The 17,308-nt window shown below is 44.8% G+C and carries 14 protein-coding genes; 8 read left to right on the forward strand and 6 right to left on the reverse strand.

Translation table 11 applies throughout. From position 1 onward, the window contains the following. Position 1: 1 nt before the first annotated feature. Both MHB82_RS14275 and MHB82_RS14280 read right to left on the reverse strand, forming a co-directional pair. Positions 2-874 carry a carbohydrate ABC transporter permease gene (locus MHB82_RS14275; RefSeq protein ID WP_095287215.1) on the reverse strand — a complete coding sequence of 291 codons (873 nt, stop codon included), beginning with the start codon at positions 872-874 and terminating at the stop codon, positions 2-4. 69 nt (positions 875-943) lie between these two features. Then, positions 944-2,257, reverse strand: coding sequence for an ABC transporter substrate-binding protein (locus MHB82_RS14280; RefSeq protein ID WP_341175011.1), 1,314 nt, complete (start codon positions 2,255-2,257; stop codon positions 944-946). A 209-nt stretch (positions 2,258-2,466) separates the two neighbouring features. Here MHB82_RS14280 and MHB82_RS14285 point away from each other — a divergent pair, with 209 nt between their 5' ends. From MHB82_RS14285 to MHB82_RS14295, 3 genes are all read left to right on the forward strand, one after another. Further along, positions 2,467-4,230 (forward strand): cache domain-containing sensor histidine kinase, encoded by a 1,764-nt coding sequence (locus MHB82_RS14285; RefSeq protein WP_341175012.1) that lies wholly within the window; start codon positions 2,467-2,469, stop codon positions 4,228-4,230. Between the two features lie 18 nt (positions 4,231-4,248). Further along, positions 4,249-5,760, forward strand: a complete 1,512-nt coding sequence (locus tag MHB82_RS14290) for a response regulator (protein ID WP_341175013.1) — start codon at positions 4,249-4,251, stop codon at positions 5,758-5,760. A gap of 96 nt (positions 5,761-5,856) precedes the next feature. After that, positions 5,857-6,162: a hypothetical protein gene (locus tag MHB82_RS14295; protein WP_341175014.1), complete on the forward strand. Its 306-nt coding sequence runs from the start codon at positions 5,857-5,859 to the stop codon at positions 6,160-6,162. Between the two features lie 54 nt (positions 6,163-6,216). Here the strand turns inward: MHB82_RS14295 and MHB82_RS14300 are convergent, their stop codons facing one another. After that, positions 6,217-6,630 (reverse strand): MerR family transcriptional regulator, encoded by a 414-nt coding sequence (locus tag MHB82_RS14300; protein WP_341175015.1) that lies wholly within the window; start codon positions 6,628-6,630, stop codon positions 6,217-6,219. Positions 6,631-6,924: 294 nt separating this feature from the next. On the opposite strand from MHB82_RS14300, the gene MHB82_RS14305 reads away from it, so the two are divergent. Beyond that, positions 6,925-7,965 carry an NAD(P)-dependent alcohol dehydrogenase gene (locus tag MHB82_RS14305; protein WP_341175016.1) on the forward strand — a complete coding sequence of 347 codons (1,041 nt, stop codon included), beginning with the start codon at positions 6,925-6,927 and terminating at the stop codon, positions 7,963-7,965. 145 nt (positions 7,966-8,110) lie between these two features. Here MHB82_RS14305 and MHB82_RS14310 read toward each other — a convergent pair whose 3' ends face one another. Further along, positions 8,111-9,601, reverse strand: a complete 1,491-nt coding sequence (locus tag MHB82_RS14310) for a glycoside hydrolase family 43 protein (RefSeq protein ID WP_341175017.1) — start codon at positions 9,599-9,601, stop codon at positions 8,111-8,113. A 176-nt stretch (positions 9,602-9,777) separates the two neighbouring features. Here MHB82_RS14310 and MHB82_RS14315 point away from each other — a divergent pair, with 176 nt between their 5' ends. Together MHB82_RS14315 and MHB82_RS14320 are read left to right on the forward strand one after the other, a co-directional pair. Beyond that, complete coding sequence (locus MHB82_RS14315; protein WP_341175018.1) at positions 9,778-10,701, forward strand: ArsR/SmtB family transcription factor; 924 nt, start codon at positions 9,778-9,780, stop codon at positions 10,699-10,701. Between the two features lie 369 nt (positions 10,702-11,070). Further along, the gene (locus MHB82_RS14320) at positions 11,071-13,056 is read left to right on the forward strand and encodes a methyl-accepting chemotaxis protein (protein ID WP_341175019.1); all 1,986 of its coding nucleotides are present in this window, start codon (positions 11,071-11,073) and stop codon (positions 13,054-13,056) included. Positions 13,057-13,177: 121 nt separating this feature from the next. On the opposite strand, the gene MHB82_RS14325 is transcribed toward MHB82_RS14320, so the two are convergent. After that, on the reverse strand, positions 13,178-14,050 hold the full coding sequence (locus MHB82_RS14325) for an AraC family transcriptional regulator (protein WP_341175020.1): 873 nt from the start codon (positions 14,048-14,050) through the stop codon (positions 13,178-13,180). Between the two features lie 234 nt (positions 14,051-14,284). Here MHB82_RS14325 and MHB82_RS14330 point away from each other — a divergent pair, with 234 nt between their 5' ends. Then, entirely contained in the window at positions 14,285-15,484 is a 1,200-nt protein-coding gene (locus tag MHB82_RS14330) for an MFS transporter (RefSeq protein ID WP_341175021.1), read from the forward strand. A gap of 84 nt (positions 15,485-15,568) precedes the next feature. On the opposite strand, the gene MHB82_RS14335 is transcribed toward MHB82_RS14330, so the two are convergent. Next, complete coding sequence (locus tag MHB82_RS14335; protein WP_341175022.1) at positions 15,569-16,258, reverse strand: DUF421 domain-containing protein; 690 nt, start codon at positions 16,256-16,258, stop codon at positions 15,569-15,571. Positions 16,259-16,505: 247 nt separating this feature from the next. Here MHB82_RS14335 and MHB82_RS14340 point away from each other — a divergent pair, with 247 nt between their 5' ends. Continuing rightward, on the forward strand, positions 16,506-17,255 hold the full coding sequence (locus tag MHB82_RS14340) for a gamma-glutamyl-gamma-aminobutyrate hydrolase family protein (protein WP_341175023.1): 750 nt from the start codon (positions 16,506-16,508) through the stop codon (positions 17,253-17,255). Positions 17,256-17,308: the final 53 nt, after the last annotated feature.

Raw genomic sequence — 17,308 nt, forward strand, 5'->3', positions numbered from 1 at the left:
GTTATTCGGTAACCTCCTTACGACGCATGAAAATCAGCAGCGGAATGGCGATAATGGTGACAACGACGAACAGCAGTGTGTTGACTGCGGTACCGAGTCCCCAGTTGCCTTCACCGAAGGAGCGCAAAATAATGGTACCCACAACCTGAGAAGCATTACCCGGACCTCCGCCGGTCATGACGTAGACTTCCGAAAATACTTTGAGTCCACCGATAAGTGTCAGCATCAGGTTGATATTAATGGCTGGCAGCAGCAGTGGCAGTGTGATTTTAAAGAAGCTTTTCCATGAGCTAGCCCCGTCAATGGTAGCCGCTTCGTAATATTCCTGGGAAATGGATTGCAGCCCGGCCAGATAGATGGCCATTTGAAATCCGGCGCTTTGCCAAATGGAGACGATGGCGATGGTCCAGATGACGATGGACGGATTGGTCAGCCAAGCCTGGCTTAATGAGTGCAAGCCTACAGCTTCGAGCAAATTGTTAATCGTGCCTTCGGTTCGCAGCATCGGTGTAAACAAAATACTGATGACGAGAATGCTCAGAATGGAAGGGGAGTAGAAGATGGCACGCAGCAGATTCTTGGTTCTTAATCTCATGTTCAGTCCTACGGCCAGCAATAGACCGATGACATTTTTGCCAACGACAGTGACAATCGCGAAGATCGCCGTGTTTTGCAGTGCTAGGATCAGCGTTTTGTCAGAGAAGATCTTCTTGAAATTGTCCCAGCCGATGAACTGAAGTTCCAGTCGATCCAGCCGCCAATCCGTAAATGAGTAGTAGAATCCTGCGATGGCAGGGATGACGAAAAAGATGGAGTAGATCAGCAATGCCGGATAGATCATGTAGTACGAATACAGATTTTTAGCCCTTTTCATGTCTCACGCTCCGTTATAGCTCGGGCAGCATAGATAACAAGAATCTATACTGCCCGGTTTTTTATCTTCTTAGAAACCGGCCACACCTTTGTCCTGCATCAGCTGGCTGAACTTCTCGTCCCACGCCTTCAGTACTTCTTCCGGTGTCAGTCCGCCTGCAAATTGATCCTGCAGCAATCTGTACAGTTCACTACGGTCAACGAGCATATACGCATCAGTAGTTAGCACCGTTTTCTTAGGCGTAATGTAATTGTCTACGATATCCTGTTTATAGGCAGGCAGCTCAGGCGTTGTTACGTCACTGAAATTGGATACATAACCTTTCGAATCAACGATCTGCTGAGCAACTTCCTTCGAAGCAATAAAGTCGAAGAACTGTTTGGCTTCTTCCAGATGTTTGGATTTCTTCGGAATGAACAGCTGCCCGCCGAGTGGACTTGCGCCCAAACTCGCATCCTGGGAAGACGGAATAGGGAACACGCCGAGTTCCATGCTAGGGTCCTGCTCTGCCACACCTTCAATCAACCAGTCACCCATAAACATCATGGCGACTTCCTTGTTCAGGAATTTACCCACGGCCATATCGTAGCTGTCGCTAAGCACGTCTGTGTTGGTGTAGCCTTTGGTGTACACTTCGTACTGCTGCTCCAGGAAGGTTTTGAACTCCGGAACATCGGACCATTTTTTCTTATTGCTGTTCAGGTCATCAAAGAACGTAGGATCATTCTTGGCTACGAAGTCGGCAAAAGCTGCAGCGGGCCAGATGTTGGCTGCCCAGGCATCTTTGTAAGGCATAAATACGGGAGTGATGCCGCTCGCCTTGATCTTTTCGCATATAGCCAAAAACTCTTCATAGTTTGTCGGAATGGACAAACCAAGGTCCTCAAAGATCTGTTTGTTGTAAACAACCCCTTGCATGCCTGTATCCTGGCTGACATGGAAACTGTAGAGATGACCGCCGGAAGAAAGGACGTCCTTGTTCACAATTCTGCTCGCCCAAGGTTCGTTATCCAGAATTTCAAAATTACGTTCCAGGTTCAGGTCCGTCACAGCGCTTGCCAGGTTGTATTGAATGATATCTGGGGTTTCATCAACAGCCAGCTTGGTTTGCAGTACGGTCGTGGTCTGTTCTGCTGGTATAAGCTGTAGATTCACACGTACATTCGTCTGTTTTTCAAACTCATCCAGAATGTCCTGCTGAATAAAGGCAGAGTCCTGCGAGCTTTTGGAAATGGCGAGTTCCAATGTGACCTTGGAACCTTTGCTGTCTCCGCCAGCAGCTGTTCCGGAATCACTTCCTCCAGATCCGCATGCGGTTAATGATATGGATAATAAACTGGCCAAAACGATGGATGCTGCTTTTTTTCTTTTATGATTCTTCAATGCAAATCCCCCTCTAAAACGTTTAATGAATCCGTTTACAATCTCGATTATAAATTTTTATCTGTTCCCGGTACATGTCTGTGCTTGAACGTTCATGTGTAATATTCTGAACTTGAAATCGCTATCATTTCAAACGTTCACATGATACAGTAGGACATAATTGATTGAGAGACGCAACATGATGGGGGAACAGGAGGACATGGAGAAGGATGATAAAGCTGATACATCGGGCAACACAATTCAGTTTGCAAACGAAGGTATTATTGACATTTCTGGCCCTGCTAATGTTCGTGCTGGGCTGTTTTATCGTTTATGTAAACATTATCGTTATCCGCCCGCTCAAACAAAAAACGGAGCAGGATATGCTTGTGACAGCGACTAAGGTCAGAGAGCAGGTTGATCTCTATGTCGAGCAGCAGAACCAGTTGTCCCAGCGAATTTTGGCCAGCAAGGATATCTTTGCAACGATGGAGAAGAGTTCCGCGGCTCACAGTAATTACGAGAGGCTGAATCAGATCCGGAAGCTGAAAGACATCATGTTTCAGGCCATCGGACCCAGCATGAATATGAAGGACATGACGATCTATGGCAAGGAAGGGGTGCTGCTTACCTCTTACTTGGGAAGTGGAGATCTTCCCGCGATGCTCAGCAATATGGTGGCTAACAGCGGCGATGGAAGAGAGTGGGAAGGGAACGGATTCATTCTGGTGCGCCAAGAGGATACGATCTCCTTCGTCCGCACGATCAATGATCAGAACGGGAAGGTGTACGGTTATCTGAGTATTCAAATGGATCAGGCTTATATCCAAAAACTCACTGACGGAATTGCTGCAGGCGAGGTGTATATTCTGAACCAGCAAGGTAATCAAATGACCGGATCGGAATCAGGAACCACGTTGTCGAAATGGACCAAACCGTTATCCGACGAAGGATTGGACGTGGACAAACTGAACAACTACGTCACGCATTCGACCTCCCCCAGCACGGGATGGATTACTTATATTGTTACACCGAAACAGTCAGTACTGGGCTCGATCCATTCGGTACAGAGTATGTCGATTCTACTGATTACAGCCTTGATGCTGGTGTCTTTTGTGTACATCCTCTTGACCACACGCAATTTGCTTCTTCCGATCCGCAAGCTTCGCAGTCAGATCTGGCGTATCAATTACAGCAACATGAATCTGAAGGTGGACGAGAGACCGAAGAACAATGACTTGCTGCTGCTGAATGAAGCTTTTCAGGATTTGATGGAACGGTTGCAGCAATCCATAGACCGGGAAAAGGCAGCACTACATGAAGAAGTCATGGCACGCAATTCGGCTTTGCAAGCTCAGATTGCTCCTCATTTTATACACAACGTCCTGTATCTCATCAGCATTGCAGCACAGGAGGGAAAGACCAAAGTTGTATCGGATATGTGCAAACATCTCTCGGACAGTCTGCGTTATATTGTCTCCTCGCCTTACGCACATGTGACTTTGGCAGATGAGCTGGAACATACCAGGCACTATTTATCACTTGTACAGCAGAAGTATGAAGAAGATCTGGAGTGGGAGATTCATGCCGACGCTTTGGCGAGCGAAATACGACTTCCGAGGCTGGTTATTCAACCTTTTGTAGAGAATTGCATTGAACATGCCTTTTCCAATACGGCTCCGCCTTGGCGTATTCAAATTACGGTGAAACAATATAACGGACTATGGGCTCTGGAGATTAAAGATAACGGAGAAGGCTTCCCACTTGATAAAATGCAGGAGATCCTCGCAAAGGTTCAGGAATCCGCTGCTGGAGAGAACCATCTTCTCAACCATCCAACGTCCCTTGGTAATATGGGGATGCTCAATAGCATCAACAGGCTTAAACTCATGTATAGCAATCGGCTTTTTTTCAACATTTTCAACAATCACGCGCATGGCGACAAAGGAGCCACCATTCAAATCATCGGCTCGCTGACAAAGGACTTCTACTAGGCAAAGGGGAGACATGTGATGTATAACATCATGATTGTAGAGGATAGCAAACCAATATTGCGTAATATAAAAATGCTTTTGGATGCGCTTACCCTACCCATTCAAGTGGTGGCTACGGCAGCGAATGGAGAGGATGCCCTGGCTGCAATTCAGCTTGAACCCATTGATCTGCTGCTAACCGACATTCGGATGCCGAAGATGGATGGACTATCGTTGATAGAGCAGGCGAAGAAGGCAAATCCGGACTTGAAAGTGATTCTGATTAGTGGCTATAGCGACTTCGAATATACACGAAAAGCGCTCAACCTGCAGGTGTTCGACTATTTGCTGAAACCGGTGGAGCAAGAAGCGTTAGAAGAGGTCATGAGACGGGTGATTGACCAGCTTGATCAACAGAAATCCAAAAATCAGAATGACCTACGAGAGATTGTCGACCCTCAGTGTTATGCTGAAGTTCAAAAGGGAGAGGATTTATCGCTCTTTTCTCAGATGATGATCATTTTGCGCAAGCAGCCATTTACACCCGGGAAGGAACAATGGACACTGCAGACGCTTCTTGGCGCCGTGGAGGTTCTTTTTGCTCCGCAGCCTTGTCGTGTGTTACAGAGTCAAACGCCGAATCAATATATCCTTTTCGTAAACAAGGGAGCGCTTGCTGCTTATTCCTCCATGCATGAATGTCTGGAATCACTTCGTCGGCATTTGGCTACGTATCATATGGATGCGATGATTGGAGGGCAGCTGCTGTCCTCTGATTCGGGACATCTGCCTGAAGTCTATCATCAAATAACGTCGATATTGTCTGCACAGCAGCGGTTGAACCAAGGATTGGCACTCGATACCGGAAATCCGGTTTCGACGGCCAGGCTGGAATCAGGATGTCTGGATTCCGCCTTGGAATCCACATTTGTGCAAATGATACAGGCTTATCAGAAAGATCGCTTCGCTCTGAAGCTCTCCGAGCTGCTTGAACGATGGGCGGGGGAGCATGTGCATGTGAGAGAGGTGGAACGTTTCATTGGGTTATTAGTGGATACATTCGCTCATTTGTACGAAGAACAAGGATCGGGGATCAGGCTCGGTCTTGAGCATCGGGCCAAACAGCTCTTGGAAGCACCGACATATGCCGACTTCTGCCAGGAAATACAGGAATGGACAGGGCAGTGTTTTGATATGCTGCAGTCGCATGTCCGAAAAAGCAAGGAGCTCCTATTCGAGCAGATAGATGAATACATCAAGCTTAATAAATATTCCCAGTTATCCATCAACGACATTGCTTTGAAGTTTCACGTCAGTCCATCTTATGTGAGCAGGGTGATCAAAAACGTAACGCAAGCCACGTTTGTTCAGTATTATACCCGGCTGAGAATTCAGGAAGCCTGCAGGCTGATGGAACAGCAACCTGGTATGAAATTTAAGGAATTGTCGGACCTCCTATCCTTCAGTGATCAGCATTATTTCTCTAAGGTGTTCAAGGAATATACAGGATACAGCCCTACGGAGTATAAGGAATTGATGCCTGATATTTAGAATAATTTGTAATAATCCTTCTTGGGTAATAGTTAGATAGAAGGGGGGATTTGCATTAGAGCATTCAAAGGTTCGTTATTTGGTTGTGTAGTTGTTATGTTATTTTTGTTGCTTGCTTGCGGTGCAGATGATATTAAACACAGCAAGACGGATCATTGGGATGTTTCGCTGCAGCGATCCACAGGTTCATACGGAATTGTCTATATAGGGGATGAGACAAAAATTAGCGATTTCAAATATGATGTTTCCGGAACGAACATCTCTCAGCAAGGTAGTGCTTTGAGTGATCATACCACACCCTTTAATATGTCCGGAACGGTGACGGACTCTGAAAAGAACAGTGATCCCATTCAATTCGTGATAAGCTGGAACAATCAAATTGAATCCGTAACCTTTCAGTAAGAAACACCAAAAAACCTAGCTCCCAAATGGATTCTAGGTTTTTGGTGTTTTTCTTTAATTGGTCACCGATTGACCCATCTTATTCTTTTTATGAATATCTTCCGTTCCTGCAGCGATGGCGGTTTTATAATAGTCGCATTTGTGTTCAATGACTTCCATGGTCTTTCTCAATTCTTCCATTTGTGCTTCCACACTGGCTTTACGTTCAATGAACATGTCGTATCTCTCCTGCAGCGTGGAGTCACCTTCGGAACACCATTCAATGAAATCCTTGATATCCTTAATCGGCATACCAGTGAGCTTCAGGCACTGAATAATTTTCAGAAAATCAATGTCCGATTCTTTAAACTTGCGCACTCCGCTCGGGGAACGTTCGACAAAAGGCATGAGCCCTTCTTTATCATAATAACGCAATGTATATACGGTGAGATTCAATTCCTTGGCAACTTCGCTGATCGAGTATGTCATACAGATCTTCCTTTCTAACAGCATAGACTTCGAGTTAACTCTAGTTTCTGTGGGGAATCTTATCACGGTATATATAGGATGTCAAAGTCAGCAAAGACATAATGGGGGCTTAGAAATATCTTTATCTATTCCTATAAAAAATTGGAAAAGATATTTGACCTAGAGTTAACTAGAGGGATTAAGATGATTTTGCGAGAGAAAGAGAAGGAATGATTGACCAATGTATCAATCGTGATTCTTGCCCCTGAATGGGTGTATTCTCTTGGAAAATGAACATCTTAGGAGGTTTCTATTATGATAACTGCTAAAGCACGTGCTGTGGACGGACCGGATCAATCGTTCCGCTCAGCTGAAATCAAACGACGGGATCTGGACACACATGATGTCCTGATTGAAATCAAATATGCCGGCATTTGTCACTCTGACATTCATACGGCTCACGGTGAGTGGGGCCCTGTGAATTATCCGCTGGTTCCCGGTCATGAAATTGCAGGAATTGTCACAGAAGTAGGACCTGAAGTTTCAAAATATAAAGTGGGTGACCGAGTAGGCGTCGGATGTATGGTTGACTCCTGTGGGGAATGCGAAAATTGCCGCCGCGGAGAAGAACAGTACTGCCTTAAAGGCAATATTCAAACGTATGCTGGGGTTGATAAATACGGTGAACCCACACAAGGTGGATATTCGACTCACATCGTTGTAACGGATAATTTCGTTGTCCGGATTCCGGATAACATTGCGCTGGATGCCGCTGCGCCGTTACTCTGCGCAGGGATCACGACGTACTCGCCTCTCCATCATTGGGGAGCAGCTCCAGGCAAAAAAGTAGCGATTGTAGGTATGGGCGGGCTCGGTCATATGGCTGTCAAAATCGCACATGCCATGGGCGCCGAGGTAACAGTGCTGTCTCAATCCCTGAATAAAAGGGAAGATGGTTTACAGTTTGGTGCAAACCATTATTACGCCACAAGTGAAGCTGAAACGTTTGAGAAACTTGCGGGTTCCTTCGATCTGATCATTAACACGGTAAGTGCCAATATCGACATTAACGCTTATTTCGGATTGCTTACGCTAGATGGTACACTTGTAAACGTAGGTGCACCTGGTGAGCCGCTCGCAGTTAACGTCATGTCTCTCATCGGTCACCGTCGATCATTTGCAGGCTCCATGATCGGTGGTATTCGTGAGACTCAGGAAATGATGGACTTCTGTGCGAAACATGACATCACACCTCAGATCGAAGTGATCTCGGCTGATCAAATCGACGAAGCTTATAAACGCGTACTTGCTTCGGATGTGAAGTACAGATTCGTTATTGATACAAGCACAATGTAAGTGCTGAATTAAAATTAAACTTCATGTAAAAAGACTGTGAGGATGTCTCCAAAGTGTTAACTTTGAGGACATCCTCGCTTTTTTTATGGGCAGTTAGTTATAAGTTAAAATGTATATTTCTATTGTTTAACTCGGAGATTTTCTTTTATATATAGTCGCACTTGAATTCAGAGAATTCTGCGTGAGCTCCTTCGGCATAGGCATACAAACCAATAACGACGCCTGTAAATCCGCCGGCTACCTCAGAGGATAGATATTTCGTATGTGCGCTGCCTAATTCAATCTCCTCGCCCTGGGTATCCAAGCTAAAGGTATAACGATCATTGGTTGCCCGGATCTTCAATGTGGCGTGATTACGGCTTCCGAGATCCACTTCTTTTTCAACCGATTTGATATCTCCAATATTAAGGCGCTCGATTACCTTATAACCTTCAGCGTCTTTCCGTATAGCCAGATCATAATGATGGTGCTCATCCATGTACAGGGTGATGCCTGCTTCTCCGTCTGTAAGATGAACATTACAAGAAATAATGGCATTGAAGTCCTTTTGCCGTATACCGATGAAGGTAGGTGTGCCCGGTTGATCGAGTGAGACGTCGGTTCCTTTAAGCGTTAGCTTGTTGGATTGCAGCTTATAATTCTGTGGATGAGGATGTCTGAGATAACACCAGTCCTTGTCCCATTCCGTGTTGTCAAAAGTAAATGACTTCTTCTCCGCCTGAACGACAGATTCGGATATCCGGTCTGTTTCAAAAGTTAATAAAGTCGTTCCATGGTGACCTGCTGTAAACCAGCCGTCTTCATCAAATGTTACAGGTGCTACAAAAACTTCGCGGCCCAGATGATGAAACGTCTGCCATTGTCCAATTTGCCGGAATCCCAAGTGGAAGAGCCACCAATTTCCCTCATCATCCTGAACCAGATCGCCATGCCCAACACCCTGCAGCTCATAACCGCCCAGGTTACGGTTGGTTAACACCGGATTGTGAGGATAGGCTTCGAAAGGTCCGGAGACAGAGGATCCGCGTGCGTACGTTTCCATGTGACCGTATTCGGTGCCTCCTTCAGCAGCCAGCAGATAATAAAGACCGTTGATCTTATACATATGAGGACTTTCCAGGTAACGTCCACCCGTACCTTGCCATATGGTCCGGCTTGGCGTAAGCTTTTTGCCGGATTCAATCTCAATCTCACATTGAACGATCCCCGAGACCCCGAAATCGTCGGAACCGTTACTCATAAAGTACGCTTTTTGGTCTTCGAAATATAAGTCCGGATCGATGCCACCCTGATCCACGAATATGGGCTCAGACCACTCGCCATAGATATCGTCTGTCCACACATAGAAGTTCTGGCGGGTCGTATCATTCGTGGTCGTCATGTAGAATCGCCCGTTATGATGCCGAAGGGTAGGAGCGAATACGCCTCCTGAACTGTTCACATGTGCAAGCTGAACCTGACTCGTTTTGGTTAGACAATGACCAATTTGTTCCCAGTTAATTAGGTCTTTGCTCTCGAATATGGGTACTCCGGGGAAGTATTGAAATGAACTGCAAATCAGGTAATACGTATCGTCCACTCTGCATACGCTTGGATCTGGATAGAACCCTTTGATAACGGGATTGTTAAACTGCATTCGTTCTTTCACCTCGATGATAAATTCATAAAAATAAGAATTCTAATAATAGGAAGCTACTGAAATTAAACACCAACCCGCTGTTCATTTCAATAGAAGGGACTTGTAATTTCAAGTTATATTCTTTAAATTTATATAAATGTGATTTCATTGAAGTGAGCAGGAGAGTGTGAAAAATGATTCAATCGAACGGGGAGTCCCGGTTTATGCCTTTATACGATGCGCTGGCCAGTGAAGTTCGCTGGCGGATTATGGAGTTGATAGCCGACCAGGAGATGAGTGTCAAGGATATTGCCACACAGATCAAACTTAGCCCTTCCATTGTCACAATGCATATTCGAAAACTGGAACAAGCCGAATTAATCGGAAGCCGCAGAGTCCGCCGTAATGGAGGAACACACAAAATGTGTTTTCTCAAACAAAAAAAGATCGAAATTGAGCTGCCCGCAGCCAGCAAAGTTACCAACATGAGGGAACAGACCATTTCGGTGGGTCATTATACTGCGTTTGATATTCATCCCACTTGTGGTCTGGGTACAAGGGAAAAGGAAATCGGGGTATGGGACGATCCTCGCTATTTCCTGGATCCTGAACGGGTTCAAGCTTCCATCCTGTGGTTTGGGAGAGGTTATGTGGAGTATAAGACGCCTAACTATCTATATCCTGAGCCCAGTGTGAATGCTATAGAAATTTCCATGGAGATCGCTTCTGAAGCACCCGGTCTAAGAGATGATTGGCCATCAGATATTACGTTCACCTTTAACGGTATTAAGCTTGGAACCTGGACAAGTCCAGCGGATTTCGGCAGGGCGGCACGAGGCAAATATACACCCGAATGGTGGCATCGCAACGTGAATCAATATGGATTATTAAAGACGATTCGAGTGGATGCTTCGGGGACAACGATAGATGGAAAGTGGATGTCAGACGTGACGCTGAATGAGGTGAAGTTGGGTGAACCGTTCTGGACACTCAGGTTTGCGGTTGAAGAACAAGCGAATCATGTCGGGGGAGTGACGTTGTACGGAGCTGGTTTCGGTAACCATGATCAGGACATTGTGATCCGAGTATATGTTGATGACAAACCAAATTATGGTTAACATAGCCGTTCGATCTATGCTATAATACAAAACAAATAAGGCTTGTTACTGATTTTTATCAGGCAATACCTGTGTATATGTATGCTCAACGTTTCTTTGAGTGTGCATATATATGGGTTTTTTTGCGTTTACATACGGTAATACATCGACAATTACGGGAATTAAATCACTGAAGAAGTGACGTCTTTTACAGAGCGATTATTAGCTATTAATAAAAATAAATATATACCATTAATTAAATTATTTACTAGATATACCGATATATAGTTTTGTTCTTTATTTTAACAAGAGAGGGAGATCCATTTGAACGAAAAGAAGAAAAAGAAAAAAGCGTCATTATTCACGAGACTAGCATCTGTATTACGTTTGATGAGTACCAGACTTATAGCTGCTTTCCTAACGGTTCTTATCATTCCAACAGCACTTATCGGATATTTCTCTTATCACAGTGCACAAGAACAGGTTCAAAAAAGTATGACCGATCCGATGAATACGATAATAACAATGGCAGGGCAGCATATTAATAATCTAGTAGGGACAAAAGCAGAACTGTTAAGTTATATAGATCAATTGTTAAATGCTGATGCCAGTCAGGTGAACATTGAAGCAGTGCAAGCAGAATTAAACCAGTTAGCATATACATATCCTGATATTCTAGCGATTACTGTAGGTAACGATCAGGGCAGCTTTATTGCTTCTCCAGAGATCGGAGATACAACATATGATCCACGCAGTACGGAATGGTACACCAATGGTAAAAATAATAATGGATCGGTCTATTTTTCTAACATTATGAAAGACTCCGATTCCGGGGAGATTTATGTGGAGATATCCCAGGCTCTCTCAAGTGGACAAGGCGTAGCAAGCATAAAACTTGATCTGGCGCCATTAGCAGAAGAGATCTCCTACGTGGATGTTGGGGGGAACGGAAGTTTGATTGTAGTCGACTCCAATCGAACCATCGCCGCCTGGGCTGGTGCGATTGTTGAAGGTGGAGGAGGAGAGCTTGGCGGGGCACTTATTGATGGGATACCTGTCCATCCGAATACAGCATCTAGTCCTGATGAACCCATGGCATTCTCCCAATTTGTCCGAACCGACCTGGAATATGACTTGGAGGTTTACAACGGCGTTAATGCGTTAACCGGCTGGAATGTCATCGCTTTGATGGGGCATGAAGATTTCATCGCAGCTGCGAAACCAATATTGGTCACTAGTCTTACCGTAATTATCATTTCTACATTGCTGGCTGGAATAATCATATTCTTTATTTTGAGATCTTTCATGGTTCCTATGCAAAAATTACGAACGGCAACCCGTCGTGTTCGAGAAGGGAATTTGACAGAACGGGTTGATCTTAGGAATAAAGATGAGTTCGGCATATTGGCTAATGATTTTGACCAAATGACCATTTCATTACAATCTGTCGTGACAGAACTTAATGAGACATCGTCGCTTCTAAACCATACCTCACAAATGATACAGGAAAGCACTGAACAAACGAACACATCTGTTCAGCATGTTGCTGAAACGATCCAGCAGACCGCTGAAAGGGCAGTCGCTGGTGCAGAAAGTTCTGAACAAACAGCGAACGCAGTGGAAGAGATGGCCAGAGGGATTGGTACCATTGCTGAATCTGCAAGTGCCATTGTAGATTCGGCTGAAGAGACAGAGCGAGCTGTCGCGAACGGTGGGAGGACCATCAACCAGGTTGGCGACCAAATGGAGCACATCCTAGTGGCCGTCCAGGAAACCTCAGCATTGATTAACGAGCTGTCTAATCTATCAGCAGAAGCGGGTAGAATGAACGAGGCGATTGCGGATATCTCTCGCCAAACGAATCTTCTATCACTTAATGCTTCAATTGAAGCAGCGAGAGCAGGGGAGCATGGAAAAGGTTTTGCTGTCGTTGCAGGTGAAGTACGCATGCTGTCCTTGCAATCCAGACAAAGCGCGGAGGAAATTGGCGCAACCATCGGCAAAATGCTCGACCTGATCGAGAAATCCACATCACTAATGAATGAAAACGTTCGAAATCAAGTCAGCGAAGGGATGCGCATCAGCCGCGAGGCTTCAGCAACCATCTCGAACATTGAACAATATACGGCTCATATCGTGGATCAGATCCAGGATGTGTCTGCTGTATCAGAGCAGCTGGCAGCAAGTACGGAGCAAGTCTCTGCTTCAGTGGCAGAAATGGCCAATATCTCCAAAGTGTCTGCTGACAGTGCCCAGACCACTTCGGCAGCAGCCCAAGAGCAAATGGCGGCCATGGAGGAGATTGCTGCTTCATCCGTGCAATTATCCAAAACGGCTGAAAATATGCAAAACTTGGTCCGTCGATTCACGCTCTAAGTTGAATAAAAGTTTAGGTTTGAATGACAAAGGCGCTCCTTATCAGGAGCGTCTTATTACATGTTATCTTAGTAGCCGTGATAGTGTGTTAAGGATTAACTAGATCAGGGAGATATCTCTTTTATGATGAATGGGAGCTAGTATCCCCGAACATATCTTTTTGATTTCGCTTGCGAAAGCTTCGCGGGGATTCACCGACCGTTTTGGTAAAAAGAATGGTGAAGTAATTGGGGTTATCATACCCAACCAGCTTGGCAATTTCCCATATTTTCTTCTTGGTTGAAACTAACAGCCGGGTAGCTTCACCCATTCGTCGTTGGATCAAGTAATGATAAGGGGAGGTACCGTAGCGATTTTTATACATATGAATGAGGTAATAGAAATCGATATGAAACTGTTCGGCGAGTTCCTTCAGTTTAATGTTTTGCCGGTAGTTGGTATCCAGATAGTCCTTAATACTCTCAGCAAGGGTATTGCTCCGTATGATCTGTTCAGAAGACTGTTGATGTCGGGACATGCGTTCGATGATCAGTAGTACGGCTTTTAACACATGTTGGGAGATGCGCTCGTATCCATCCTCACGAATGGAGAATTCACTGAATAAGGTCTGCATTAACGTATGCAGCTCTTCCGAATACCGGTTTGCGCGAATGATTGGTTCACTACCTGGTGGTACGACCCAATCGGCATCGCTATGGATATCCTCTTTGAAACGAAAGCCACAATAAAAGGTGGATAACGGATATTCGGGGTCAGACTTTTCTTCGTGAAGCGTTCCTCTATTGTATATGAGCAGGTCTCCCTTTTGGGCCAAGTGCCTCGCACCATCAATGGTGAATGATCCTTTGCCTTCATTAACATAAATAATCTCGTGCAAATCGTCATGCTTATGCGTCGGAAAACTCCACTGGGGATTGCCGGCCAGCTTCCCGACATAAATAATGATACAATCCTGATCTTCATATCGTTGTTCGGGTTCGTGGCGTGTATCCATCTATGTCTTCCCTTCGAGGTTCTATGATGAAAAATGACAACATACATCATGTTTTGAATCAAATCCACAACAACCTTGATTGTCGTCTGACAAGTCTGACAGTACAATTTCACTATCCAATATGTACTATATATCGAAATCGAAGGGATGGGAAAGCAGAAAATACATAGAGTAGGAGCTGTCTTAAGAATTGAAGCGCTTGCAACATTAGAAAGGATTAGTGAAATTAAATTGATGACCAGAACTAGAGAAAATCTACTTATTTTAACGCTTACGCTCGTCAGCTTTGTACTGGGAACAACCGAGTATGTCATTGTGGGTGTGTTGAAAGAAATTGAGAGTTATATGAAAGTATCTCTCGCTGCTGCAGGTGCCCTAGTGTCCGGATTCGCTATTGCTTATGCAGTGGGGACACCATTCGCCGTGGCTTCCTTGGCCAAAATTTCCAGAAGAAGCTCCATCTTAATTGGATTTGCCATTGTGCTTGTGTTGAATGTATTAACTGTGTTCTCAACAACATTCCCTTCCTTGATGGCTATTCGCATCGTTTCGGCCGTTGCTTGCGGACTTACGATATCGCTTTCGATCTCAATCGCAAGCGACGCCGTTCATCGGGATCGGAGAGGGGAAGCTATTGCTTGGATTTTGGGCGGGTTTTCTATCGCGAATGTACTAGGTGTGCCGCTCGGTACATTTATTGGGCAGCATCTGAACTGGTCCATGACATTCGTAGTTACTGCATGCTTCGGTGTTGTTCCGTTTGTATTCATGTTCCGAATCCTTCCACGCCGCACGACTACCGTTACCGGTTCATTTGGTGATCAGATGGCTCTCTTTATGAAACCTCGCATATTGTTGGCCTGCTTAATTCCCGTGCTGGGCAACAGCTGTATCTTCGTCACTTTTACTTATATTACACCGCTACTCAGCGAGTCTATGGGGGTGCCCGTACGTTGGATTAGCGCTATACTCCTAATCTATGGGGCATGCAGTATTCTGAGCAATTGGATCGGTGCCAAAATAGCCAAGGGTGATTTTCTACCCAAACTTAAGTGGCTTTTCGTCATCCAAGCGGTTATTTTCCTCGGACTGAGTTTCGCTGTGTCCAATCTGTGGCTAGGTTTGACATTCCTGCTACTGATCGGCTGTCTGTCGTCGTCAATGAGCGCAGCATCCCAGTTGTATCTGTTTGATGTATCTGGATCGATTGCACCGGAATCCAAAGCTTTTGCATCCACACTGCTGCCTGTGGCGGCCAATGTGGGCATTGCTCTCGGTTCTGGGGTCGGTGGAATTGCCGTTAATCTTGGCGGTGTGGCATGGGTGCCTGCGGTAGCCGTGGTATTAGCTTTGCTGGCTTTTGCCATTACAAGAATATGCCAGCGTACCATTCAGTTGAATGCGGATGAAGCGACCACAGCAAACGCTGCGTAGATACATGAGTACCAAAAAAGACCAGGTATATGGGCTTACCATGTACCCGGTCTTTTTATTTATAATGGACCGAAGAGATTTGAATTAAGCTTTTCCGTTTTTGCTTTTCGGAATAATGTATAGTTCTCCGTCGTCACCATATTCTGCATAGGCGATATCCTTTATATTGTCATAGCCCTGCTTCTGAATTTCTACCTTGACCATCTCCATATCGATATTTTTACCTTTCATGGACTTCTTAAGCAGCTCTCCTTTATCAATTACGGTTACCGCAAAACGATCAGGTGATGTCTCCATACCCATATCTTCTGCGGTAGGTGGTTCGTACTCGGGCTTGCGAAGCACGGATAACGATCCATCCGTTTCCAGGATGGCGTATTTCACTTCCTGAATTGAAAATACATTCTGTTTACGAAGCATGGAGAGCAGCTGCTTAAATTCAATGTCGTATTTTTTTAACAAGCCTTGATTGACTTCTCCATTATCAATTAAGAGCACGACTCGTCCTTCCGCGACATATCCGAACTTCACAAATCGCGTTGTGGCTTTCTCGAAAAGGTATGAGAGTGCAGTCCAAAGTGCTAATGCGAATAATAGATGAGATACCTTGATCTCATCATCATACAGCGTATTTCCCACAATCTCACTGAGCACCAACGAGGATAGGAAATCGAGCGGTGTAAGTTGGCTTAGCGTTTTTCTGCCGGTAATAAAGGCAATGGCCCATAGGCCGAAGAAGCTAATGACTAGTTTGATGCTTAACTCCAGGAACATTCCTATCCCTCCCAAGTTCGGAATCTTGATTAATCATTACCCGGGATATTCTATAAATAACATATTGGATTATTTACCAGTGAAGCTAAATCTGTAAAAGGTATGCAGGATTGAGATAGGCAATGGGTAGGAAAATGCAATGATTTGGTGAGTTTGTATATCAGGAGAAATGATAAAATAAATGAAAAGATTTCCGTTTTCTCACAAAGCGATGAACATGAAAATGACCCCATTAGGAGGTAAGCCAATGAAGAAGCCGATGATCGGAGTCCTGCCGCTGTATGATTCCAACAAAAAAAGTTACTGGATGCTTCCAGATTATATGAACGCAATCGAGAGTGCAGGCGGAATTCCAGTGATGCTGCCGTTGACAACAAATCTCGAAATAATCGCAACGTTGGCGAATGAGTTTGACGGGTTCTTGTTCACGGGCGGACATGATATTAATCCGGAGCTTTATCATGAAGATGCAGAAGATACCTGCGGGGAGTTATGCATGGAACGTGATATGATGGAGTCCTTGTTATTTCAGAAAGTAATCGAACTCGATAAGCCTGCCTTCGGCATATGCAGGGGATTACAGCTGTTTAACGTGATACTGGGTGGATCTTTGTATCAGGATATTCCTACACAGCTTCAAGTAAGGAATACCGTTAATCATAAGCAAAACCCACCCTATACGAATCTTGTACACGATGTACATATTGAAAAAGGTAGCTTGCTGCATGACATTATTCAAGTAGATACGATCAAAGTGAACAGTTACCATCATCAAGGAATCAAAATGCTTTCGGATAAGCTGCAAGCAGCTGCAGTCGCTGAGGATGGAATAGTTGAATCCGTAGTAATGCCTAACCAAAAATTTGTGCTGGCAGTGCAATGGCATCCGGAGTACAGCTACACAGTAGATTCATACAGCCAAAAGTTGTTTTCAGCCTTTGTTAGTTCTTGTACATTCGTTGGCTATGATATCAATATGAATGAGATAACAGCATAATGAAAAAAGCAGCTAGATCCTTGCGATCAGCTGCTTTTATTAATTTATAGCGC

This window comes from Paenibacillus sp. FSL K6-2862 (genome assembly GCF_038005125.1).
GTDB classification, from domain to species: Bacteria; Bacillota; Bacilli; order Paenibacillales; family Paenibacillaceae; genus Paenibacillus; species Paenibacillus illinoisensis_A.

Excerpts from the sequence above, each read along its gene's own strand:
- MHB82_RS14275 (WP_095287215.1), bottom strand. The coding sequence starts at position 874 with ATGAAAAGGGCTAAAAATCTGTATTCGTACTACATGATCTATCCGGCA.
- MHB82_RS14285 (WP_341175012.1), top strand. The coding sequence starts at position 2,467 with ATGATAAAGCTGATACATCGGGCAACACAATTCAGTTTGCAAACGAAG.
- MHB82_RS14290 (WP_341175013.1), top strand. The coding sequence starts at position 4,249 with ATGTATAACATCATGATTGTAGAGGATAGCAAACCAATATTGCGTAAT.
- MHB82_RS14295 (WP_341175014.1), top strand. The coding sequence starts at position 5,857 with ATGTTATTTTTGTTGCTTGCTTGCGGTGCAGATGATATTAAACACAGC.
- MHB82_RS14300 (WP_341175015.1), bottom strand. The coding sequence starts at position 6,630 with ATGACATACTCGATCAGCGAAGTTGCCAAGGAATTGAATCTCACCGTA.
- MHB82_RS14305 (WP_341175016.1), top strand. The coding sequence starts at position 6,925 with ATGATAACTGCTAAAGCACGTGCTGTGGACGGACCGGATCAATCGTTC.
- MHB82_RS14310 (WP_341175017.1), bottom strand. The coding sequence starts at position 9,601 with ATGCAGTTTAACAATCCCGTTATCAAAGGGTTCTATCCAGATCCAAGC.
- MHB82_RS14315 (WP_341175018.1), top strand. The coding sequence starts at position 9,778 with ATGATTCAATCGAACGGGGAGTCCCGGTTTATGCCTTTATACGATGCG.
- MHB82_RS14320 (WP_341175019.1), top strand. The coding sequence starts at position 11,071 with ATGAGTACCAGACTTATAGCTGCTTTCCTAACGGTTCTTATCATTCCA.
- MHB82_RS14325 (WP_341175020.1), bottom strand. The coding sequence starts at position 14,050 with ATGGATACACGCCACGAACCCGAACAACGATATGAAGATCAGGATTGT.
- MHB82_RS14330 (WP_341175021.1), top strand. The coding sequence starts at position 14,285 with ATGACCAGAACTAGAGAAAATCTACTTATTTTAACGCTTACGCTCGTC.
- MHB82_RS14335 (WP_341175022.1), bottom strand. The coding sequence starts at position 16,258 with ATGTTCCTGGAGTTAAGCATCAAACTAGTCATTAGCTTCTTCGGCCTA.
- MHB82_RS14340 (WP_341175023.1), top strand. The coding sequence starts at position 16,506 with ATGAAGAAGCCGATGATCGGAGTCCTGCCGCTGTATGATTCCAACAAA.